Raw genomic sequence first — 20,751 nt, 5'->3', positions numbered from 1 at the left:
TCCCGGGCGGCGTTAGCTGTTGTTCGCCGGCTTGGCGGCAGCCGCAGGTTTGGTCGCAGGCTTGGTCGCGGCCCCGGTCGTAGCCTTGGGCTTGGCCGGCTTCGCCGCCTGATCGCCGCTTGCCGCCGGCTTCCCGGCGGGCTTCGCCGCCGCATCGTGCCTGGTTGCGGCATGCCTGGTCCCAGCCGGCTTGGCTGCGGTCTTGGCGTCACCCTTGGCGTCACCCTTGGCCTCATTCTTGGCGGCGGACTTGGCACCAGATCTGGCTTCGGACTTGGCATCCGGCCTCACCGCCGCCGTCTTGGTGTCCTTGCCCGCGTCTTTCGGCTTGTCGGCGGCGTCAGGCTTCTTGGCGACGCGCGACTTCTTGCCACGCGGCTTGGACGCGGTCTGCTGGTCGGCGTCGGCCGCGACCGCCGCGATCAGGGCGGTGCCGGTGCGGGTCGGGCCGGTATAGACCAGCACGGGTTCGACCGCCGCGGGGGCCGAGGCCATCAGCTCGGACGCCTTCATCAGCGGCGGCTGCAGGCCGGCCGTGAAGAAGGTGACCTGAGCCTCGCCGCCGGTGGCCGAGGCCGATCCTGACGTGCCGCCATTGGTCGCAATCAGCGCATCGTCGTCGTCGCTGGCCGGCCGCTTGCGGTGGGGCCCGCACATCTCGTCGCGCAGGTTCGGGGGCGAGGCGTCGACCGGCACGAGGTTGTCGACGGTGCCGAGCGAGGGGCGCAGCCAATTGAGATTGTCTTGAGCGAAGCCGCGCTCCAGCAGCTGCGCGGCCTTCACCGCGCGCGCGGTGCCGGAACTGGCGCCGAGCACCACCGCGATCAGCCGGCGGCCGTTGCGCGTGGCCGAGGCCACCAGGTTGTACCCGGAGGCGCAGATGAAGCCGGTCTTGAACCCGTCGGCGCCGGGATAGCGGCCGATCAGCTTGTTGAAATTGCCGGTGACGCGCTTGCCGAAGCGGATCGCCGGGATGTGCACGAAGTATTCGTATTCCGGCAGGTCGCGCAGGAATGAGCGGGCCAAAATGCCGAGATCGCGCGCCGACGTGATCTGACCGTCGGCGGGCAGGCCGTTCGGATTGACGTAGCTCGTCTGCGTCATGCCGAGCTTCCTCGCGGTGTCGTTCATCATCGCGGAGAAGCCGTCGATCGAACCGCCGACGCCTTCGGCGAGCACCACGGCCATGTCGTTCGCCGACTTGACCATCATCATCTTCAGCGCGTTGTCGACGGTGAGCTGCGTTCCCGGACGGAACCCCATCTTCGAGGGCGATTGCGAGGCCGCTGTCGGCGACACCGTGAGCAGCGTGTCGAGCGTGAGCCTGCCGTCCTTGACCGCCTTCAGCGTGACATAGGCGGTCATGATCTTGGTGACGGAGGCCGGGTACCAGGGAATGGTCGCGTTGTCGGCCTGCAGCACCTTGCCACTGTCGGCTTCGATCAGCAGCAGCGCCTCGGCGCTCGCCGCGCGCGGCGCGAGCAGCGCGGCACATGCAAGCGTCGCAGCGAACAGGTTGAACAGGGATTTGCGAAGCAGCGGACGAAGGGCGTGCACTATCCGATTCCGGTCCTTGGAGACCCGCCGGTTCCGGTCGGCTCTCGTGATCTGATTGTCGGGTCTGAAATCCAGCGCCGCCGCTTGCGGCGTCGCAAACCTATACCGGCTCGTGCGTCGAGAATAGGGGATCGGCGCGGTATTCCTCGATGAAATAGGCCGAATTTCGACGGCGCTGCGGGGACTTGCTAGGGGGATTTCACCGCCGTCGCGGCGGTCTCGGCCGCTGTCGCGCCGGCCCGTGCATTCTCCTGAACCATGAACTGAGCCCTGGCGAGCCCGGCGAAATGGCCGCCTTTGGCCACGAGTTCATCGAAAGTTCCGCTTTCGATCACGCGCCCGTTCTCGAACACCAGGATCTGCGTGGCGTTGCGGATGGTCGAAAGGCGGTGGGCGATCACGAACGTGGTGCGGCCCTTCATCACTTCGTCGAGAGCGGCATTCACCTTGGCCTCGGTGACGGCGTCGAGCGCGGAGGTGGCTTCGTCCAGGATCAGGATCGGCGGGTCCTTCAGCAGCGCACGGGCGATGGACAGGCGCTGGCGCTCGCCACCGGAGAGCATGCGGCCGCGTTCGCCGGCATTGGTCTCGAAGCCGCCGCTGCGCTCGATGAATTCGAGCGCCTGCGCGCGCTCCGCCGCCTTGCGCATCTCGGCCTCGGTCGCGTCCGGCTTGCCGACCCGCAAATTCTCCGCGATCGAGCGGTTGAACAGCAGCGCTTCCTGGAACACCACGCCGATGTTCCGCCGCAGCGAGGTCAGCGTGACGCCGCGCACGTCCATGCCGTCGATCTTGATGACGCCGGATTGCGGATCGAAGGCGCGATGCAGCAGCGCAATCGCGGTCGACTTGCCCGCGCCGGTCGGGCCGACCAGCGCAATGGTCTGGCCGGGCAGTGCGGTGAAGGTGAGGTCCTCGATCGCCGGCCGCTTGCCGTCATAGGAGAACGTGACGTCGTAGAACTCGACGAGACCCGACAGCCTGCCGGCATCGATTGCGTCGGGCCGGTCGTGCACCGCGGGCACGGCGTCGAGCACATTGAAGAACTCGCGCAGGCGCGGGGCTTCCATGAACACGTTGTTGATGAAGCTGACGACCTGCTCGAGCTTCTGGATCAGGAGCGTCGCGAAGCTCACGAACATCACGATCTCGCCGACCGAGGTGAGCCCCTGGTCGTGCAGGGCGATGCCGAAGGTGAAGATCGCGAGCACCGTGATAGTCGTGGAGGCGCGTGTGATCACCGTGACCAGCGCCCACCACGACAGCACCGGCATCTGCGCGGCCAGCAGCTCGTCGGCGACCGAGCGCAGCCCTTTCACCTCGGATTCGACGCGCACGAAACTCTGCACCAGCGCGACGTTGCCGAGCGCGTCCGAAGCGCGCGCGGAAAGCTCGCTGTAATGTTCCTCGACCGCCATCTGCATGCCGAAGGTCTTGCGCACCACGAAGGTGGTCAGCGCCGTGAAGACGATGCAGAGCACGAACAGCAGAATCGCGAGCCGCCAGTTCAGGTAGAGCGAGAGCGGCAGCAGCACCACGATCGAGAGGATCGCGGCAAAATGCTCGCGGAAGAACCCGAGCCAGAGCCGCCACAGCGCGTCCGTGCCGTTGAGCATCACCTTCATCAGCCGGCCGGAATGGGTGCCGGAGTGGAAGGTCAACGGCAGTTGCAGGATATGCTCGAAATAGCTCGTCAGCACCGCCTGACGCTGGCGGTGCGAGAGCCGGTCGGCTTGCAAGGCCACGAGCGCGCTGCAGGCGATGGTGAAGAGCCCGAACGCGACCCACGCGGCCAGGAACGGCCAGGCCGAGTTCGACCCGGCCACCGTCTTGCCCGAGAGCACGTCGACGATACGGCCGAACAGCACAGGCTCGGCGAATTGAGAGGCCGCGAGCAGGAGATTGGCGACCGCGAGCAGCCAGCCCAGCCGCGCCTCCTTGCCGAGCAGCTCGAGAACGCGGGTGTAGAGACGGAGGATCGACATGCGGGCGACGAATTCGAGTGGCTAACGGAGCCCGTATCTTAATCAGGGATCGCGCGGGAGATATAGCGGAAGCTCTCAGTTTTGCTCAATTGATCAGCCGCCCGGCGACCGGTGGCAGAAACCGGTCGTCGAAGACGTCACCCGCGGTGAGCCGCTTGCGGAATTTGAAGTCCTGCGCGATCTGGCCGATCGAACGATCGAAGCGTGCCGGGTCGACGCTGCCGAGGCCGTTGCGCCTGACCTCGTCGGTCAGGATGTTGTCGGCGAGGATGGTGCGAAGGCGCTCCAGCTCCAGGTTGCGGTCGCCGTCGCCGATGCGGCTCGCCGCCTCCTCCGCCGCTCGTCCCGGCTCCCTGACGGTCGCCGTGATGCCCGCCATCAAGGCGCGGACGAAGCCCTTCACCGCGTCCGGCTTTGCTGCGGCGAAGCCGGGATTGACCACCACGGCAAAGCCGTAGGCTTCGCAGCCGTAGTCCGCATAGCGCAGCACGACGAGATCGGCTCCGGGCACACCGCGGTCGCGCAGGTTCACCGCAGAGAGATAGCTGAAGCCGGCGACGGCATCGACCTGTCCCGCGGACAGGATCGGCTCGCGCACCGCCGCGCTGATCTTGTGGAATTTGACGCGCGTCGCCTTGACGCCGTTCTGCTGCGCCAGTGCCGGCCACAGCCGCATCGCCAGATCGTGGTCGGCAACGCCGACGGTCTTGCCGTCGAGATCGGGCAGGAGGTGGATGCCGCGGCTCCTGCGGGCGATGATCGCGTAGGGCGCGCGGTTGAACAGCATGAACACCGCCTTGACCGGAGCCGCGTCGTCCCTGTCACGAAAGCGGATCAGCTCGTTGATGTCGACGAGCGCAAGCTCGCTGTCGCCCTTGGCGAGGCGTGCGAGCGCTTCCGGCGATCCGCCTGCGCTGTTGAAGGACACGTTGAGACGCTCGGCACCGAACCTGCCGTCCTTCGCCGCAAGGAAGAACGGCGCCATGCTCGCGTCCGGCGGGCGGTCGAAGGTGAAGTTGATCGCAACGGATGGCGCGGTGGTCTCGGCCGCGCCGGCATCGCGTGCAATCAGCGTCGCAAGCAAGATCGAGAGAGCCAGCAGGCCGTGAAGGGCGGTCGATTTCAATCCTGACATCAGTTGCGCCGGTCCCGCATTGTTGTGGTTTCGTGACGCTTGCAGCGCCGGCCGGCGACGAGCGTGCGCGCGCCAACATGAACGGCGGATGAGCGGCGTTGCGGCATCGTTACGCAACCCCGTTCAGCTTGCGTTGGGGTTGGGGAACCTAACTTGGGCTATGCGGGTTTTGACAGGCATGAGCCTGTCCGCAGGCGTCCGTTCCAGGTCCCAAAGGAGGGCCCAAGACATGTTTGAGCGAGTCTCCAAATTTGCGGGCCGAAAGGCCGTTCTTGCCACCGCCGCGGTGCTGGCGCTGACCACGATTGCCCCGACCGCCTCATATGCGGGCGGCCGCCACTGGCATGGCGGTGGAGGCGGCGCGGCCGCAGCTGCGGCTTTCGCCGCCATCGGCACGGGTCTCGCCATCGCGGCCAGCCGCAATGCCTACGCCTATGACTACGGTCCGGGTTACGGCTACTACGGCGGTCCGGTCTATTACAGCGCTCCGGCCTACGGTCCCTATTATGGTCCGGGTCCGAACTACCAGTATCAGCGCTATGGCGGCACGGCTCCGTCCGAGCTCTGCGGCCAGGGCTACTATCAGAACTGCTACTAGCTCGGTATCCATGGGTTGACCATGATGGGCCGGCGCGCTTGCCGCGCCGGCCTGTTTTCTGCTTTTATTGTCGTGCGTTAACACGCTCGCCATTTGTTTAGAGTAGTTTTGAGTACCATGAGTGATTCGCTTGAGCGGCTATATCTGGCTGTGCTCGCGGCCAGGGATCTTGATCCGGCAATATCGCGTACGGCCCGGCTGTTTCAGCGCGGCCCCTCGAAAATGGCAAAGAAGCTGGCCGAAGAGGCCATCGAAGTCGTGATCGATGCGGTCAACGGCGATAGCGAGGCCGTGATCCGGGAAAGCGCCGACCTGCTGTACAATCTCACCGTGCTCTGGGCCTCTGCCGGCGTGCGTCCCGAGGACGTCTGGCGCGAAATGACGCGGCGGGAAGACATGCTCGGCATCGCCGAGAAGCTGCCGAAGTCGTCGATGAAGCTGCCCAAGGTCGCCTCGCCGCGCGTGGCCGCCGGGCGGCCAATTGTCGCGCTCGAGGGCCGTGCCGCACGCAAGCGCCACTAAAAGCGCGATGCGATCAGGGTGAATGGTCATCGCGCTTTAGCCTCTTGTTTGAGCATGATCTTTTCGGAAAACCGCTGCACACTTTTCCGAATCACGCTCGAAACGTCACAATTCGCCTCAATCTCGGCATGGACAAATCCGTCCCATGGTGCTTGATCGCGGCGCCATGCTGAAACGTATCTACGACTGGTGCATCGACGCCGCCCACAAGCCCTACGCGCTCTGGATCATGGGAGCCGTGGCTTTCGCAGAGAGCTCCTTCTTTCCGGTGCCGCCGGATGTGATGCTGGTCCCGATGTCATTGGCGCGCCCGCAGCGCGCCTGGCTCTATGCGGCGGTCTGCACCGCGACCTCGGTGGTCGGCGGCATCCTTGGCTATGCCATCGGCGCGCTGTTGTTCGATTCGGTCGGCCATTGGCTGATCCAGGTCTACGGCCTCGGCGACAAGGTCGACGCCTTCCGCGCCTCCTACGCGGAATGGGGTGCCGTCATCATCCTGCTCAAGGGGCTGACGCCGATCCCCTACAAGCTCGTCACCATCACCTCGGGCTTTGCCGGCTATAACATCATCCTGTTCATCCTGTGCTCGATCGTTGCGCGCGGCGGACGCTTCTTCGTCGTGGCGATCCTGCTCAACCGCTATGGCGACTGGATCCGGGTCCGGATCGAGAAGCATCTCGGTCTGTGGGTCGCGATTGGCGCCGTGGTGCTGGTGCTCGGCTTCGTCGTCGCGATCAAGCTGATCTAGGGCATGATCCGGAAAAGTGTGAAGCGGTTTTCCGAAAAGATCATGCTCACGTAGTAACCCGCGGCTTTGCCGCCGGGCCGGCTTCGGCTACGTTTGCCATCATGATGGTTCGATCCGGCAATCCGGTTCTGCGGCTCGGGACGCTGACCTCGGCAGCGTTGCTGCTCCTGCTCGGTGCCGGCGGGACCGGGTGGCCGCAATCCGCCCCGCCTGCGCTCCGCCTCCAGGAGCAGGCAGCGCAGGGAGCGCAGACCGCGCCGCCGCCCTCGACGCCGGCTGCTTCCGCCCCGCCGGCGCGCGAGGAAAATCCCGGGCTGATCAATGAAATGGGCAAGCTGTTCGACAAGCTGCCCTCGATCCTGCCGGCGATCAAAAGCCCCAGCGAGACCATGAATGACCTGTCGCGGCTGGCCAAGCCCTCGACCATGGTGTCGGGGCGCGTGGTCTGCCCGGTCTCGTCGAACGGCGCGCCCGACTGCAGGCAGGCCGCCGACCAGCTCTGCCAGAGCAGGGGTTACAAGGAAGGCAAAAGCCTGAACGCCGATTCCGCGGAAAAATGCTCGGCCAAGGTCCTGATCCCCGGCAGGCAACGCAAACCGGACGACTGCCGCACCGATACTTTCGTGACCAGCGCGCTGTGCCAGAACTGACGTGGCGGCCCGGCGCGCGAGCAGCAAGGAGTGCCCATGAGCCGGACGGAGCAGGACTTCCTCGGACAGCGTGAGATCGCCGACGACATCTACTACGGCGTCCAGACCATCCGCGGGAAGGAGAACTTCCACATCACCGGCATTCCGATGAACCAGGAGCCTTACTTCGTGAAGGCGCTTGGTTACGTCAAGAAGGCCGCTGCCATGGCCAATCGCGATCTCGGCGCGATCGACGCCAAGGTCGCGGACGCCATCATCCTCGGCTGCGACCGTGTCATCGCCGGCGACATGATGGATCAGTTCGTCACCGATTTCATCCAGGGCGGCGCCGGCACCTCGACCAACATGAACGCCAACGAGGTGATCGCGAACCTCGCGCTGGAAGCGCTCGGCTTCACCAAGGGCGACTACCAGCACGTCAGTCCCAACGATCACGTCAATTACGGCCAGTCGACCAACGACACCTATCCGACCGCCTTTCGGCTGGCGCTGATCCTGCGGCTCGAGAGCTACATGACGGCGCTGCGCCAGCTCCAGGAGGCCTTCTTCGCCAAGGGCCGCGAGTTCGACCGCGTGCTGAAGATGGGCCGCACACATCTGCAGGACGCGGTGCCGATGTCGCTGGGGGCCGAGTTCCGCGGCTGGGGCACCACCATCGGCGAGGAGGTCGACCGCATCTCGGAAGCACGTGCGCTGCTCCGCGAGATCAATCTCGGCGCAACCGCGATCGGCACCTCCGTCACGGCCGCGGTCGGTTATCCCAAGCTCGCGGTCCGGCACCTCAGCGCGCTCACCGGCGTCGACTTCGTGCTTGCCGGCGATCTCGTCGAGGCGACCTCCGACACCGGCGCCTATGTGCAGCTTTCCGGCGTCCTGAAGCGCACGGCGAGCAAGCTGACGAAAATCTGCAACGACATCCGCCTGCTCGCATCCGGCCCGCGCGCCGGCTTCAACGAGATCAACCTGCCGCAGTTGCAGCCGGGCTCCTCGATCATGCCCGGCAAGGTCAATCCTGTGATCCCCGAGGTCGTCAACCAGACCAGCTTCCTCGTCATCGGGCTCGACACCACGGTGACGCTCGCGGCCTCAGCGGGCCAGCTCCAGCTCAACGTGATGGAGCCGGTGATTTCGTTCGCGCTGTTCTTCTCGATCCGGACCATGGAGCGCGCGGTCAACAGCCTGCGCGAGAATTGCGTCGTCGGCATCACCGCCAACGAGGAGCACACCCGCAACATGGTGTTGAATTCGCTCGGCATCGTCACGGTGCTGAAGCCGCTGCTCGGCTACAAGCGGTGCGCCGAGATCGCGCGCGAAGGTTACAAAAGCGGCAAGTCGCTGCACCAGATCGTCGTGGTCGAACGCAAATTGCTCACGCAGCAGAAGTGGGACGAGATGTTCTCGTTCGAGCGGCTGATCAATCCGGATCTGGTCGGGTAGGCGGTCGTCGCATCGACCGCCGGCGTTCATGGGCGATCGATGCTTTCTCCGCGCGTCATTGCGAGGAGCCCTTGCGACGAAGCAATCCAGATTGTCTCCATGGAAAGAGACCGGATTGCTTCGCTGCGCTCGCAATGACGGAGGAGGCAGATGGGCTAAGAATTCCGCTGCTTGGAATTGCACCAGCCCCTCCGCCACGGCGCCAAAACGCAATACTTGACAGTGGAAAGATTGCCTTGTTGGTATCATTCCAATCGTCGATTTTTGACCGTCAACAAAGGATCGCTTCGCAATGTCCATGCCCGCCTTGTTCAAGGGGCGCCTGTCGATCCCGGTGATCGGTTCGCCGCTCTTCATCATCTCGGTGCCAGATCTCGTGATCGCGCAGTGCAAGGCGGGGGTGGTCGGCTCGTTTCCGGCGCTGAACGCGCGGCCGCCGGAGCTGCTCGACGAATGGCTGGCGCGGATCACCGAGGAGCTGGCGGCGTATGACCGCGCCCATCCCGACAAGCCGTCGGCGCCGTTCGCGGTCAACCAGATCGTGCACAAGTCGAACAACCGACTCGACCACGACATGCAGCTCTGTGCCAAGTACAAGGTACCTATGATCATCTCCTCGCTCGGCGCGCGCGAGGAGCTGAACCAGGCCGTGCACGGCTGGGGCGGCATCGTCTTTCACGATGTGATCAATCAGAAATTCGCGCACAAGGCGATCGAGAAGGGCGCCGACGGCCTGATCCTGGTCGCGGCCGGAGCCGGCGGCCATGCCGGCACCATCTCGCCGCTGGCTTTCGTCGCCGAAACGCGAACATGGTTCGACGGTCCGATCGCGCTGTCAGGGGCGATCGGCAACGGCAAGGCCATCCGCGCCGCACGCATCCTCGGGGCCGACTTTGCCTATGTCGGCTCGGCCTTCATCGCCACCAAGGAGGCCAACGCGGTCGAGAAGTACAAGGAGATGATCGCCGGCTCGAGCGCCGACGACATCGTCTATTCCAACCTCTTCACCGGGGTGCACGGCAATTATCTGAAGCCCTCGATCCTCGCTGCCGGCATGGATCCGGACAACCTGCCGACGTCCGATCCTTCGAAGATGAATTTCGGCACGGACGCCTCCGGCGAGCGCGCCAAGCCAAAGGCCTGGAAGGAGATCTGGGGAAGCGGCCAGGGCATCGGCAGCATCGACAAGGTCGTGCCGGCGGCCGAGTTGATCGCGCGTTTCAAGAAGGAATACGACGAAGCGATCGATCCGCCATTGCCATAGTCGTGTCCCGGACGCTGTGCGGCATGAAATGCCGCTCCGCAGAGCCGGGGCCCATCGTTCAACGAATGGACCCCGGATCAGCAGCGCACCGCTTGCGCGCTGTGCGGCGTCCGGGGAACGCGCCGCGAGAATGAGCACCACATGACCCCCATCTATCGCGTAGACGGCAATAGCGTCCTCACCAGTCCGGATGCGGCCGGCCCCTGGGACCGGCGCATGCAGCACGGCTCGGCACCGGCTTCGCTGGTGACATGGGCGGCCGAACGCATTCCGACGCCTGTTGCGATGGACATCGCGCGCGTCACCATAGATCTGATGCGTCCGGTGCCGGTCGCGCCGCTCACGATCGTGACCGAGGTCCTGCGCGAGGGCCGCAAGATCCAGCTCTGCGGCATCAAGCTGCTCGCGGACGGCGTACAGGTCGTCGGAGCCACCGTGCTGAAGGTCAGGCGCCAGGTGCTGAACCTGCCCGATGACGTCGAGGAGCTGCCGGTCACGCTGCCGTCGCCGGAGGACTCGCTGGTCGAGGACGGACACGCCGCCACCAGCCCGTTCGTGCGATCGGTCTCGATGCGCGCCGCGCGGGGCCGCTTCGGCCAGGCCGGCGCCGGCGCGATCTGGTTTCGCGTCGACCATCCGCTGATCGCCGGTGAAGCGGTCTCGCAGGCGATGCGCGCCGTGGTCGCCGCCGACTTCTCCAACGGCACCGCCTCGACGCTCGACTTCCGCGCCTGGACCTACATCAACGCCGATCTCACCGTGAGCTTTTCGCGCCAGCCAGTCGGCGAGTGGATTTTGCTCGACGGCGACTCCTGGATCGGTCCTGACGGCGCGGGCCTCGCGATGTCGCGCCTGGCGGACAGGCAGGGATATTTCGGCCGGGCGGTGCAGAGTCTGGTGATCGAGAAGCGGTGAACGTGACGACGAATGCCGTGTTCGCTCCCTGAGCCGATTGAACGGCAGGCTTCCGCCGCCGCGGAAGGGATGCTTGGTCGCGAGCCCCTGTCCGGAGGTCTCTGGGGCGACGCAGGCATCCTGCCAGTTCACATTCCGTAGAAGATCTTGATCTCCCACAACACCACGATGATAGCCGTGATCAACGTGATCGCGGCGACGGCACTTTCCAGGGAAGCGACTCTCATATCCTACTCCGCTTCCCAGCCCCGTCAGCGGTCTAGTTGATTCCCTGATTCGCCGGCAATCGCGCGGCCATCGCGAACGCGCACTCGGTCCCGCATTGTGGTGCCGGGGCCACAATGACACCGTAAAATCCCGGGGATTTACCCCACCATCCGGTCCCTCCCGCTCCAGAACCCCGCACGCAATACCTTCTTGTCGACCTTGCCGACGCCGGTCATCGGCAGCTGCTTGACGAACCGGATCTGCTTCGGGGCATGCGCCGAGCCCTTTCGCGTCTTGACCAGGTTGATCAGCTCGTCCGGATCGGGCTTTGTCCCCTCGCGCGGCACGACGATGGCGGTGACGGCTTCGCCCCATTTCTCGTCGGGGATGCCGACGACCGCGACCATGGCGACGTCCGCGTGCTGCGACAGCACGTCCTCGACCTCGCGCGGGAAGATGTTGAAGCCGCCGGTGACGATCATGTCCTTCTTGCGGTCGAGAATGAACATGTAGCCGCGCTCGTCCCTGCGCGCGATGTCGCCGGTGTGGACCCAGCCGTTCTTCAGCGTCTCGGCGGTGATGTCGGGGCGCTTCCAGTACTCCGCCATCACGTGCGGGGCGCGCACGCAGATCTCGCCGGCGTCGCCCGTCTTCACTTCCTGGTCGTTGTCGTCGAGGATCCTGACCTCGCAGGCCGCGATCGGGAAGCCGCAGGACAGGAACAGCTCCGGGTGCTTCGGGTCGTGATCCGCCTTGCGCAGCACCGAGACGGGATAGCATTCGGTCTGACCGTAGAGCTGCGAGAACACCGGGCCGATGCGCTCGATGCCCTCGAGCAGGCGGCTCGGCGACATCGCGGAGGCGCCATAGAGCACGAGCTCGAGCGAGGAGAGGTCGGTCTTGCCGAGCGCGGGCTGATCGAGCAGCACATAGATCATGGTCGGAACGAACAGCGTGAAATTGATCCGCTCGCGTGCGATCGTCGTCAGCACCGCCTCGGGATCGAACCCCCTCAGCATGTGCACGGTGCCACCGCGCATCAGGGTTGGCAGCACCTTTGTGCCCGCGACGTGACTGATCGGCGCGACCGTGAGATAGCGCGCAGCCTCCGGAATCTCGAAGCCGGCGAGGATCGCGCCAGCGGCCCCGCTGTTCTCGCGATGGTAGCGCAGCGCACCCTTCGATTTTCCGGTGGTGCCGCCGGTGTAGTTCAGCGTGGCGAGATCGTCGGCGCCGGCGAGGCACAGCGGGCTCGCATGTCCCGCAGTTTCGATTGCGGCCAGCAGATCGACGCCATAGTCGGCGGGGCCCGCGGTGAAGACCGCCTTGAGCCGGGTCGCCCGCGCGGAGAGCTCGCCGCCGCGGTCGCGGAAGGCGGCGGCATCGACCACCAGCATCTCGGCCTCGGAATCCTCGAGCTGGAACAACTGGTCCTCCAGCGATCCCAGCGGATGCAGCCAGGTGATGCAGAGCCGGGCCAACTGCGCGGCAACGCCGGCGCACCAGGTATCGGCACGGTTCGCGGTGAGGAAAGCGATGCGCGCGCCGGGCTGTAATCCAAGCCGCATGAACACGCCCTGGATGCGTCCGATCAGGTCGATGGTGCCATGATAGCTCAGCGATCCCTCAGGCCATGCGAAAGCGGTGCGCTCGGGAAAGCGCGACAGCGCCCGTAGCGTCTGCGCACAAGCCGGGGACGATGCGTGGAGCGGATCAGACATATGTTTCCTCGTTGCTTTGTCACCGGCTTCTGGCGTGCCAATGTTGCTGACGACGCTAGCACAGAGACTGCGGGAGGGAACGACAAAGCCCGCGCAGGGAGGCATGCATGCCATCAGATCGACTGCAACGCTTCCGCGACCGTCTCGCCCTGCCGCTGATCGCGGCGCCGATGTTTCTGGTGTCGGGCGTCGAGCTCATGGTCGCGTCCTGCCGCAGTGGGGTGATCGGCAGCTTTCCCACCGTGAATTGCCGCGGCACGGAACAACTCGATGAATGGCTCACCGAGATCGAGACGCGGCTGCGGCGGCACGAAGATCAAGTCGGCCGCAAGGTCGCGCCGCTCTGTCCGAACCTGATCGTGCACCGCTCCAATGCGCGGCTGGAAGAGGATCTCGCCATGTTGCTGCGGCACAAGGTGGAGATCGTCATCACCTCGGTCGGCTCGCCCGCGTCCGTGTTGAAGCCGCTCCATGATGCCGGCGCGCTGGTGCTGGCGGATGTTGCCTCCATCCGCCATGCCGAGCGCGCGGCAGAGGCAGGTGCCGACGGATTGGTACTGCTCACTGCGGGCGCCGGCGGCCAGACCGGCTGGCTCAATCCATTTGCCTTCGTCCGCGCGGTGCGAGCGTTCTATGACGGCGTCATCGTGCTCGCGGGCGGGATCAGCGACGGCCATGCGCTGCATGCGGCCGAAGTGCTCGGCTGCGACCTCGCCTATATGGGCACGAAGTTCATCGCGACGCGGGAGAGCATGGCGGACGACCGTCACAAGCAGATGCTGGTCGACAGCAGCGCCGACGACATCCTCCTCACCACGGCGTTCACGGGCCTGCAGACCAGCATGCTCAGGCCCTCGATCGTCGCGGCCGGCCTCGATCCCGACGATCTGCCGGTGCGTGGCGCGATCGACATCGGCAAGGATATCAACGTCGCCGCGCGCGAGAGCCGTCCGAAGCGCTGGCGCGACATCTGGAGCGGCGGACACACGACGTCGGGGGTGACCGATGTGCCTGCCGTCGACGATCTCGTTGCGCGGACAATCGCCGAATACCACGCGGCGAACGGCCGGTAGGTCGCAGCCCGGCCATGCCGATGTGAGGCGTCGGCGGCCCGATCACGGTTAATCCCGCATGGCTCCGCGCCCCTCGCTTAACGGCAGATTAACCATCGCCCGCCAAGAATTCCCTCACGGCCGCCAATCAGGACGAGAGGGACAGGCGATGGACTTCGATTTTCTCGACAGCAAAACAGCCGCGACGCTGGACGAAATCCGCGTCCGCGTCGCCCATGCCCTGGCCCGCCACCCGCTGTGCCGCAACGTGCGTTTCGACATCGTCAGCGTCCCCCGGACCCGCCGCGGCGGCAACTGGACGGTGACGCTGCAATCGGTCGAGCCGCGTGCGGTCTGGGAGGCCTCGGAGATCGTGGCCGACATCCAGGACGCCTATGATCTCGCAGCAGCGGCCTGACTACCTTGAACTTTCCGGCCGATGTCGCCGCAGTCCGCGCGATTTGCCGCCGCGATGGCACCGTTAAGCCTTATTTATCGCCCAGTTTGCGGGCAGTGATCACGTGGACTTGAAGTGGACGCGGAGAGACGTTTGTCCAAAGCCATCACCATCGTCGCGCTGACCTGTTTCCTCGTCCTCGGCGCCGCAACCACTGCCATTCTCGGCCGCGACAGCGTGCCCAGCGTCAGCGCCGAGATGATCGCCCAGACGCCCCCGCCCAAGCCGCTGGCAACCAACCGCGCCGCCAAGGCCGATCGCCTCGTCCCGACGCTCGCGCTCGCCTCGGCCGCGATCGAGCCGGTCCAGGTGGCTGCCGACAAGCTTTCGCAGACGCCTGTCCTGACCGAGCCGCTGCGCCAGGCCTTCGCCGCCGCCACGCCCTCCGATTTCCCGATGCCGAAGCCGAGCGCGCATGAGGCACCCGCCGCGGCGGAGGTTCCGGCCGTCGAAGTTCCGGCCAAGCCGAAGGTGGTCGCCAAGCCGCAGCCGCAGAAGGCCTATTCGCTGCTGTCCGACGTGCAGATCGAGGGCATCAGGGGGCGCCTGAAACTGTCGTCGTCGCAGGAATATTACTGGCCCTCGGTCGCGACCGCGCTTCGCAACGTCGCCCGCAAGATCCAGGCGAACAGGCTGTCGAATCCGAACGCGCCGCCCGGTTCGCAGATCGATCCGAATTGCGACGAGGTGCAGCAGTTGAAGTCGGCCGCGATGCCGCTGTTGTTCCAGCTCCGTGACGATCAGAAGGAAGAAGTGCGCAAGCTCGCTCGCCTCATCGGGCTCGAGAAGGTCGCCCAGCAGATCTGATACGCGCGGCTTCCTCCTGGAGGAGCCGCGGCCATCAGGAACATCTGGTAATCCCCACGCGTTGCCCGCTCCAAAAGAGGGAGTGGATGAAATGCGCGCCTCGACAGCCTATTTTGTCGGTGCCGGAACCATCATCGCAGCCATCGCCATTGGTCTCGGCGGCGGCATCGTTGCCGGCAACATCATGAATCCGGTCGCGTCCAAGCAGGGCCCGGACACCAGCAAGGTGACGCAGCGCACGGAGGCGCCGGCGACCACGAACGCGCCGTCCGAGCGTGTGAATTATCTCACCGGCTCGCAAGCCTTTGGCGCGATGATCACTGCGCCGGCGCGGGCCGAAGCAAAGCCTGAAGCCGCAACGCCTGACACGCAAGCCTCGCAGGCGAATGCTGAACCGCCGGCGCCGCAGCCTTCGCAGGCCGCTGCGGTCGAGCAGCCCAGGGAACAATCCAAGCCCGCGCCGTCCCCGCAGGCAGCAGAACCTGCCGAGCAGCAGGCCGCGACCGAGCCGTCATCCTCGTCGAACAACGCCTATGCCAAGGCGAGGGATTCCGACGTGAAGCGTGCCGCGACCGAACGGCGCCGAGCCGAGCGCCGCGAGCGCTGGGCCGAGCGGCATCGCCATTCTCGCGAGCCGCGCGGCTTGCGCGACCGCACCGATTGGGACGACGTCGCGCGCAATGTCCGCGAGGATTCCGATGCGCGCGACTACGCCAGCCGGCCGCGCGGCGGCTTCCCCCAGATCAGGCTGTTCGGGCCTGACGACGATTAGCGCCCAAAGCGCGACGAGATCTGGATGAATCGTCATCGCGCTTTAGGTTGTCGTTTGCGCATGATTTCCGCGCAAACGCGTTCCGCGTTTGTCGCGAGGGAAACCGCTTCGCACTTTTCCGGATCATGCTTTGGTCCGCGATCGCGGCTGCAATGGGAGAAGGTGCGCCGTCGTCGTGGCGCCGCGGTCACGTCATTCCCGCGCGCCGCAAGCCTTCGAGATAATGCGCACGATCCTCCTCCCGCAGCATCGGCAGCTCGCGCGTGATCCAGGCAAGCGAGACCTCGGGCTGGGCGCGGCGCAGGCCTTCCAGCGCGGAAGCCGCGAGCGCCGGATCGCCCAACATGCCGGCGGCGGCGGTCAGTACGCGGTGCGCGCCGACGAAATCTCCGCGCTGGCGCATCGATTCCCGTGCCATCTGCACGGCCCCCTCGTAGTCGCGGCCGACGAACCTGGCATAGGCCGCAACTCCGCAATAGATCGCCGCGAGCGGGTCGCGCGGGCTCAGGCGCAGCGCGCGGCGGGCGGCGGCGTCGCCGTCCTGCCATCGTCCGGCATAGCACAGCGTCACGCCGTGGAAGGCATGCGCCATCGCGAAATTCGGATTGAGCGTCAAGGCCAGTTCGAATTCCGCCAGCGCGTCGTCGAAGCGGCGGCGGAACAGATAGGTGTAAGCGAGGCCGTGATGGGCCCAGGCATCCTCGCGATCGGCCTCCACCGCCGCGAGCGCCGCACGTTCGGCGACCGGCACGGTCGCGGCCATGTCGGCCCAGCCCATATGCGCGCCAAAGATATGGCTGGTCGCGAGCAGGCCCAGCGCCTTGCCATAGGCGGGATCGATTGCGACGGCCTGTTCCAGCAGCCCTTGCGCGGCGGCATTGTCCTCGCGGCTGATGCGCCAGTAATGCGACAGCGCGCGCATCACGAGGTCCCAGGCATCCAGGCTGCCCGGCGGCTTCTGCTGGGCTCGGAAGCTTTCGGCGGCGTAGAGCTGCGGCTCGATCGCGGCGACGATCGCCTCGGTGATCTCGTCCTGCACGGCGAAGATGTCGGCAAGCTCTCGGTCGTAACGTTCGGCCCAGAGATGGCTGCCGGTCGAGACGTCGTTGAGCTGGGCCGAGATCCGCACCCGCTCGCCGCTCCGCCGCACGCTGCCTTCGACCACGTAGCGCACCCCGAGTTCCCGCGCGACCTCGTGGATGTGTACGGCGCGGCCCTTGTAGACGAAGGAGGAATTGCGCGCGACGACGAAGAACCATCGCAGCTTCGACAGCGCGGTGATGATGTCCTCGCTGATGCCGTCGGAGAAATAGTCCTGCTCGGCCTCGCCGCTCATGTTGGTGAAGGGCAGCACGGCGATCGCGGGGCGCTCCGGCAGCGCGAGGGGGACCCGAGGGGGCTGCGCCGCCCCGCGGCCGGGCTCCGGCGCGATTGCCCCGGACCTGGCCTCCTTGGCCTCGACGTCGCCGACGAAGCGAAAGCCCTTGCGGGTGATGGTGCGGATCAGCGCCTGGCTCGCGCCATTGTCGCCGATCGCCTTGCGCGCCGCGTTGATCCGGCTGGTCAGGGTGGATTCGGAGACGCTGCGCCCGTGCCAGATCTTGTCGATCAACTCGTCCTTGCTGACCACCCGGTCGCGGTTCTGCATGAGGTGGACGACGAGATCGAAAACCTGCGGCTCCACGGCAATGGGAACCTGCTCGCGGCTCAGCTCGCGCCGGTCGGTATCGAGAAGGTGGTCCCGGAACAGAAACTGCACGTCGAAAACTCAGGCCTCATTGCGCAATCGGGAAAGCAATATGACAAAATGAAATTTGGGTCGAAAATCGTATGTCTGCCGAAGGGGGCCCCTGGTTCATCGCGATCGCGTGATGGCAGCCATGCCGGACGATTGGGGCCAGATCGCTGCGGGCGACGTGTTGACCGGGTATCTCCGTCCGCAATCGGTCCTCATCCCGAGGTGCGTGGCGAAGCTGCGAATGTCCATTGCCGAGCAGCACGGCCTGCGTAATCTGTCTTCACACAATACACGAACCGCAAAGAAACGCCCATGCCCGCTTTCACCGCCGCCACCACCGTGCTCGACTCCATGCTGTTTCGCGACGCCTTCGGCACGCCTGAGATGCGCGAGGTGTTCTCCGACGTCGCGACGGTCGCGCGCTATGCCGAGGTCGAAGTGGCGCTGGCGAAGGCGGAAGCGAAGTGCGGTGTGATCCCACGAGAGGCGGCCGCAGCGATCGCGGCGCGGACCGACGTCGCCGCGCTCGATTTCGATCTGCTCAGGCAGGAGACCGATGTCGTCGGCTATCCGATCCTCCCTCTGGTGCATCAGATGGTGAAGCAATGCGGCGAGGCCGGCCGCTACGTGCATTGGGGCGCGACCACGCAGGACATCATGGACACCGCCGTGGTACTGCAACTGCGCGCCGCGCTCGAGATCGTCGAACGTGACGTCGCCGAGCTGCGCAAGATCCTCGCTGATCTGTCGAAGCGCCATCGCGACACGGCGATGGCGGGGCGAACCCATCTCCAGCAGGCGCTGCCGGTGACTTTCGGCTACAAGACCGCGATCTGGCTCGCGATGTTCGATCGCCACGCCGAGCGTCTGGTTCAATTGAAGCCGCGCGTGCTGGTCGGTCAGTTCGCCGGCGCTGCCGGCACGCTGGCCTCGCTCGGCGACGAGGGGTTCAAGGTGCAGGAGGCACTTTGCGCCGAGCTGAAGCTGGGCATTCCGGCCTCGACCTGGCATGTCGCGCGCGACGGATTCGCCGAAGTCGTGAACTTCCTCGCCCTCGTCACCGGGTCGCTCGGCAAGATCGCGCTCGACATCATGATCATGGCTTCGACCGAGTTCGCCGAGGTCTACGAGCCCTTCGTCAAGGGGCGCGGGGCCTCCTCGACCATGCCGCAGAAGCGCAACCCGATCTCGTCGGAACTGATGCTCGCGGCGTCCAAGGCGGTGCGCCAGCACGCCGGCCTGATGCTCGACGCCATGGTGCAGGATTTCGAGCGCGCCACCGGTCCCTGGCACGCCGAATGGATGGCGATCCCCGAAAGCTTCGTGCTGAGCGCCGGCGCGCTGCACCAGGCGAAGTTTGCGCTCGCGGGCCTCATCGTGGACGAGGCGAAGATGAACGACAACCTCGCCATCAGCCGCGGCCTGATTGTGGCCGAAGCGGTCATGATGGGGCTCGCGCCGCAGATCGGGCGGCAGGAGGCGCATGACGTGGTCTATGACGCCTGCCGTCAGGCCAGCGAGAAGGGAATGAGCCTTGCCGATGCGCTGTCCGCAGATTCACGGATATCGAGCCGCATCGACCGTGCCACGATCGAGGCACTTACCTCACCGAAAAATTACCTCGGACTCGCACCCGCCATGGTCGACCGGGTGCTGAAATCGGCAACACGTTGAAAACCAAAATGCGTGAAACCACGTATCTTTCATGCGTCGCAGGCCGCTCGCACACTTGTGTCTTGCGATGCTAGACTTAGATTGAACGAGAGACTTTCGGCAGAGGGCCCGGCATGACTGATCAACGCAATACCTCCACTCCCATCGATCCCGCGAAGCTCGACCGGCTGGCCGAGGTCGCGGTGAAGGTGGGCCTGGGCTTGCGGCCGGGACAGGATCTGCTCCTGACGGCGCCCGCGATCGCGCTGCCGCTGGTGCGGCGGATCGCCGTGCATGCCTACAAGACCGGCGCCGGCATCGTGACGCCGATCCTGTCGGACGAGGAGATGACGCTGGCGCGCTACCGCCACGGCCGCGACGACAGTTTCGATCGTGCCGCCGGCTGGCTCTACGAGGGCATGGCGAAGGCGTTCTCGGACAACACGGCACGGCTCGCCATCGTCGGCGACAACCCGATGCTGCTGTCGGGCGAGGATCCTTCCAAGGTGGCGCGCGCCAGCAAGGCTAATTCGATGGCCTATCAGCCCGCGCTGGAAAAGATCGTCAACTTCGACACCAACTGGAACATCATCGCCTATCCGAGCCCGTCCTGGGCCAAATTGGTGTTTCCTGATGATCCCGAGGACGTCGCCGTCGGCAAGCTCGCGGACGCGATCTTCGCCGCGTCCCGCGTCGACCGCGAGGATGCGATGAGCAATTGGGCGAGCCACAATGCGGTGCTGCGCGAGCGCACCAACTGGCTCAACGGCCAGCGCTTTCGCGCGCTGCAATATTCGGGTCCCGGCACCGACCTGACCATCGGGCTCGCCGACGGCCACGAATGGGAGGGCGGCGCCTCGCTCTCCAAGAACGGCATCAGCTGCAACGCCAATATCCCGACCGAAGAGGTCTTCACCACGCCGCATTGCCGCCGCGTCTACGGCCATGTCGTGAGTTCGAAACCGCTGTCCTATCAGGGCACGCTGATCGACAACATCGCGGTGCGCTTCGAGGACGGCAAGATCGTCGACGCAAAAGCCTCGCGCGGCGCCGAAGTGCTGAACAAGGTGCTCGACACCGACGAGGGCGCGCGGCGCCTCGGCGAAGTGGCGCTGGTGCCGCATTCCTCGCCGATCTCGCAGAGCGGACTGTTGTTCTACAACACGCTGTTCGACGAGAACGCGGCGTCTCACATCGCGCTCGGTCAGTGCTACTCGAAATGCTTCGTCAACGGCGCCCAGCTCACGCCGCAGCAGATCGCGGCGCAAGGCGGCAACCAGAGCCTGATCCATATCGACTGGATGATCGGCTCGGCCGAGACCGACATCGACGGCATTTTGGCCGACGGCACCAAGGTGCCCGTGTTCCGCAAGGGCGAATGGGCCAAGTAGCCTGCGCGACTCTCTTCGCGGTTCGCTCGAAAGGACCCGATGCGCATGCTGCGGAGGAAGCAACGCGAGCGCGCCGCCGGAGCCCGGCGACCAGAGCCTCGGGCGTAAAGACATTGGTGAGCTCGGTTCCAGGGCCTTCGCG

18 protein-coding genes are annotated in these 20,751 nt (G+C 65.6%); 13 read left to right on the top strand and 5 right to left on the bottom strand.

Translation table 11 applies throughout. The annotated features are described in order from the left end of the window. Positions 1-12: 12 nt before the first annotated feature. The 3 genes from XH87_RS20440 to XH87_RS20430 all read right to left on the bottom strand — a co-directional run bounded on the left by XH87_RS20440 (position 13) and on the right by XH87_RS20430 (position 4,677). The gene (locus XH87_RS20440; protein ID WP_271588632.1) at positions 13-1,557 is read right to left on the bottom strand and encodes a serine hydrolase; all 1,545 of its coding nucleotides are present in this window, start codon (positions 1,555-1,557) and stop codon (positions 13-15) included. 188 nt (positions 1,558-1,745) lie between these two features. Further along, positions 1,746-3,542: a glucan ABC transporter ATP-binding protein/ permease gene (locus XH87_RS20435; RefSeq protein WP_271588631.1), complete on the bottom strand. Its 1,797-nt coding sequence runs from the start codon at positions 3,540-3,542 to the stop codon at positions 1,746-1,748. Positions 3,543-3,627: 85 nt separating this feature from the next. Further along, on the bottom strand, positions 3,628-4,677 hold the full coding sequence (locus tag XH87_RS20430) for an ABC transporter substrate-binding protein (protein ID WP_271588630.1): 1,050 nt from the start codon (positions 4,675-4,677) through the stop codon (positions 3,628-3,630). 229 nt (positions 4,678-4,906) lie between these two features. On the opposite strand from XH87_RS20430, the gene XH87_RS20425 reads away from it, so the two are divergent. The 7 genes from XH87_RS20425 to XH87_RS20395 all read left to right on the top strand — a co-directional run bounded on the left by XH87_RS20425 (position 4,907) and on the right by XH87_RS20395 (position 10,811). Then, a complete protein-coding gene (locus XH87_RS20425; RefSeq protein WP_271524064.1) occupies positions 4,907-5,275 on the top strand; it encodes a hypothetical protein in 369 nt (122 codons plus the stop codon). Between the two features lie 117 nt (positions 5,276-5,392). Next, the gene (gene hisE / locus XH87_RS20420) at positions 5,393-5,797 is read left to right on the top strand and encodes a phosphoribosyl-ATP diphosphatase (protein ID WP_035706709.1); all 405 of its coding nucleotides are present in this window, start codon (positions 5,393-5,395) and stop codon (positions 5,795-5,797) included. A gap of 145 nt (positions 5,798-5,942) precedes the next feature. After that, positions 5,943-6,545, top strand: a complete 603-nt coding sequence (locus XH87_RS20415; RefSeq protein WP_199763213.1) for a YqaA family protein — start codon at positions 5,943-5,945, stop codon at positions 6,543-6,545. 101 nt (positions 6,546-6,646) lie between these two features. Further along, complete coding sequence (locus tag XH87_RS20410; RefSeq protein WP_271588629.1) at positions 6,647-7,195, top strand: hypothetical protein; 549 nt, start codon at positions 6,647-6,649, stop codon at positions 7,193-7,195. A 36-nt stretch (positions 7,196-7,231) separates the two neighbouring features. After that, positions 7,232-8,632, top strand: coding sequence for an aspartate ammonia-lyase (locus XH87_RS20405; protein WP_035706714.1), 1,401 nt, complete (start codon positions 7,232-7,234; stop codon positions 8,630-8,632). Positions 8,633-8,924: 292 nt separating this feature from the next. Further along, a complete protein-coding gene (locus XH87_RS20400; protein ID WP_271588628.1) occupies positions 8,925-9,896 on the top strand; it encodes an NAD(P)H-dependent flavin oxidoreductase in 972 nt (323 codons plus the stop codon). Between the two features lie 141 nt (positions 9,897-10,037). Then, complete coding sequence (locus XH87_RS20395; RefSeq protein WP_035706719.1) at positions 10,038-10,811, top strand: thioesterase family protein; 774 nt, start codon at positions 10,038-10,040, stop codon at positions 10,809-10,811. Between the two features lie 365 nt (positions 10,812-11,176). Here the strand turns inward: XH87_RS20395 and XH87_RS20390 are convergent, their stop codons facing one another. Further along, a complete protein-coding gene (locus XH87_RS20390; RefSeq protein WP_271588627.1) occupies positions 11,177-12,739 on the bottom strand; it encodes an AMP-binding protein in 1,563 nt (520 codons plus the stop codon). 107 nt (positions 12,740-12,846) lie between these two features. Between XH87_RS20390 and XH87_RS20385 the strand changes: the two genes are divergently transcribed. The 4 genes from XH87_RS20385 (at position 12,847) to XH87_RS20370 (ending at position 15,827) form a co-directional block, all read left to right on the top strand. Then, a complete protein-coding gene (locus XH87_RS20385; RefSeq protein ID WP_271588626.1) occupies positions 12,847-13,812 on the top strand; it encodes an NAD(P)H-dependent flavin oxidoreductase in 966 nt (321 codons plus the stop codon). Between the two features lie 148 nt (positions 13,813-13,960). Continuing rightward, on the top strand, positions 13,961-14,209 hold the full coding sequence (locus XH87_RS20380; protein ID WP_035706727.1) for a hypothetical protein: 249 nt from the start codon (positions 13,961-13,963) through the stop codon (positions 14,207-14,209). Between the two features lie 132 nt (positions 14,210-14,341). Next, complete coding sequence (locus XH87_RS20375) at positions 14,342-15,055, top strand: hypothetical protein (RefSeq protein WP_035706730.1); 714 nt, start codon at positions 14,342-14,344, stop codon at positions 15,053-15,055. A gap of 91 nt (positions 15,056-15,146) precedes the next feature. Then, positions 15,147-15,827 carry a hypothetical protein gene (locus XH87_RS20370; RefSeq protein WP_271588625.1) on the top strand — a complete coding sequence of 227 codons (681 nt, stop codon included), beginning with the start codon at positions 15,147-15,149 and terminating at the stop codon, positions 15,825-15,827. Between the two features lie 187 nt (positions 15,828-16,014). On the opposite strand, the gene XH87_RS20365 is transcribed toward XH87_RS20370, so the two are convergent. Next, positions 16,015-17,586 (bottom strand): winged helix-turn-helix domain-containing tetratricopeptide repeat protein, encoded by a 1,572-nt coding sequence (locus XH87_RS20365; RefSeq protein ID WP_035706735.1) that lies wholly within the window; start codon positions 17,584-17,586, stop codon positions 16,015-16,017. 291 nt (positions 17,587-17,877) lie between these two features. On the opposite strand from XH87_RS20365, the gene pcaB reads away from it, so the two are divergent. Both pcaB and XH87_RS20355 read left to right on the top strand, forming a co-directional pair. After that, positions 17,878-19,239, top strand: a complete 1,362-nt coding sequence (pcaB, locus tag XH87_RS20360) for a 3-carboxy-cis,cis-muconate cycloisomerase (RefSeq protein ID WP_271588624.1) — start codon at positions 17,878-17,880, stop codon at positions 19,237-19,239. A gap of 113 nt (positions 19,240-19,352) precedes the next feature. Beyond that, complete coding sequence (locus tag XH87_RS20355) at positions 19,353-20,609, top strand: aminopeptidase (protein ID WP_271588623.1); 1,257 nt, start codon at positions 19,353-19,355, stop codon at positions 20,607-20,609. The last annotated feature ends 142 nt before the right edge of the window (positions 20,610-20,751 follow it).

Source organism: Bradyrhizobium sp. CCBAU 53415, from assembly GCF_028128735.1.
Lineage (GTDB): Bacteria > Pseudomonadota > Alphaproteobacteria > Rhizobiales > Xanthobacteraceae > Bradyrhizobium.
The sequence above is the reverse complement of the archived record's forward strand: the minus strand, read 5'-3'. Positions and strand labels throughout refer to the sequence as shown.

What these genes read in the sequence shown, in the direction of transcription:
- XH87_RS20435 (WP_271588631.1), bottom strand. Translation starts at nt 3,542, where the DNA reads ATGTCGATCCTCCGTCTCTACACCCGCGTTCTCGAGCTGCTCGGCAAG.
- XH87_RS20430 (WP_271588630.1), bottom strand. Translation starts at nt 4,677, where the DNA reads ATGTCAGGATTGAAATCGACCGCCCTTCACGGCCTGCTGGCTCTCTCG.
- XH87_RS20425 (WP_271524064.1), top strand. Translation starts at nt 4,907, where the DNA reads ATGTTTGAGCGAGTCTCCAAATTTGCGGGCCGAAAGGCCGTTCTTGCC.
- hisE (WP_035706709.1), top strand. Translation starts at nt 5,393, where the DNA reads ATGAGTGATTCGCTTGAGCGGCTATATCTGGCTGTGCTCGCGGCCAGG.
- XH87_RS20415 (WP_199763213.1), top strand. Translation starts at nt 5,943, where the DNA reads ATGGTGCTTGATCGCGGCGCCATGCTGAAACGTATCTACGACTGGTGC.
- XH87_RS20410 (WP_271588629.1), top strand. Translation starts at nt 6,647, where the DNA reads ATGATGGTTCGATCCGGCAATCCGGTTCTGCGGCTCGGGACGCTGACC.
- XH87_RS20405 (WP_035706714.1), top strand. Translation starts at nt 7,232, where the DNA reads ATGAGCCGGACGGAGCAGGACTTCCTCGGACAGCGTGAGATCGCCGAC.
- XH87_RS20400 (WP_271588628.1), top strand. Translation starts at nt 8,925, where the DNA reads ATGTCCATGCCCGCCTTGTTCAAGGGGCGCCTGTCGATCCCGGTGATC.
- XH87_RS20395 (WP_035706719.1), top strand. Translation starts at nt 10,038, where the DNA reads ATGACCCCCATCTATCGCGTAGACGGCAATAGCGTCCTCACCAGTCCG.
- XH87_RS20390 (WP_271588627.1), bottom strand. Translation starts at nt 12,739, where the DNA reads ATGTCTGATCCGCTCCACGCATCGTCCCCGGCTTGTGCGCAGACGCTA.
- XH87_RS20385 (WP_271588626.1), top strand. Translation starts at nt 12,847, where the DNA reads ATGCCATCAGATCGACTGCAACGCTTCCGCGACCGTCTCGCCCTGCCG.
- XH87_RS20380 (WP_035706727.1), top strand. Translation starts at nt 13,961, where the DNA reads ATGGACTTCGATTTTCTCGACAGCAAAACAGCCGCGACGCTGGACGAA.
- XH87_RS20370 (WP_271588625.1), top strand. Translation starts at nt 15,147, where the DNA reads ATGCGCGCCTCGACAGCCTATTTTGTCGGTGCCGGAACCATCATCGCA.
- pcaB (WP_271588624.1), top strand. Translation starts at nt 17,878, where the DNA reads ATGCCCGCTTTCACCGCCGCCACCACCGTGCTCGACTCCATGCTGTTT.
- XH87_RS20355 (WP_271588623.1), top strand. Translation starts at nt 19,353, where the DNA reads ATGACTGATCAACGCAATACCTCCACTCCCATCGATCCCGCGAAGCTC.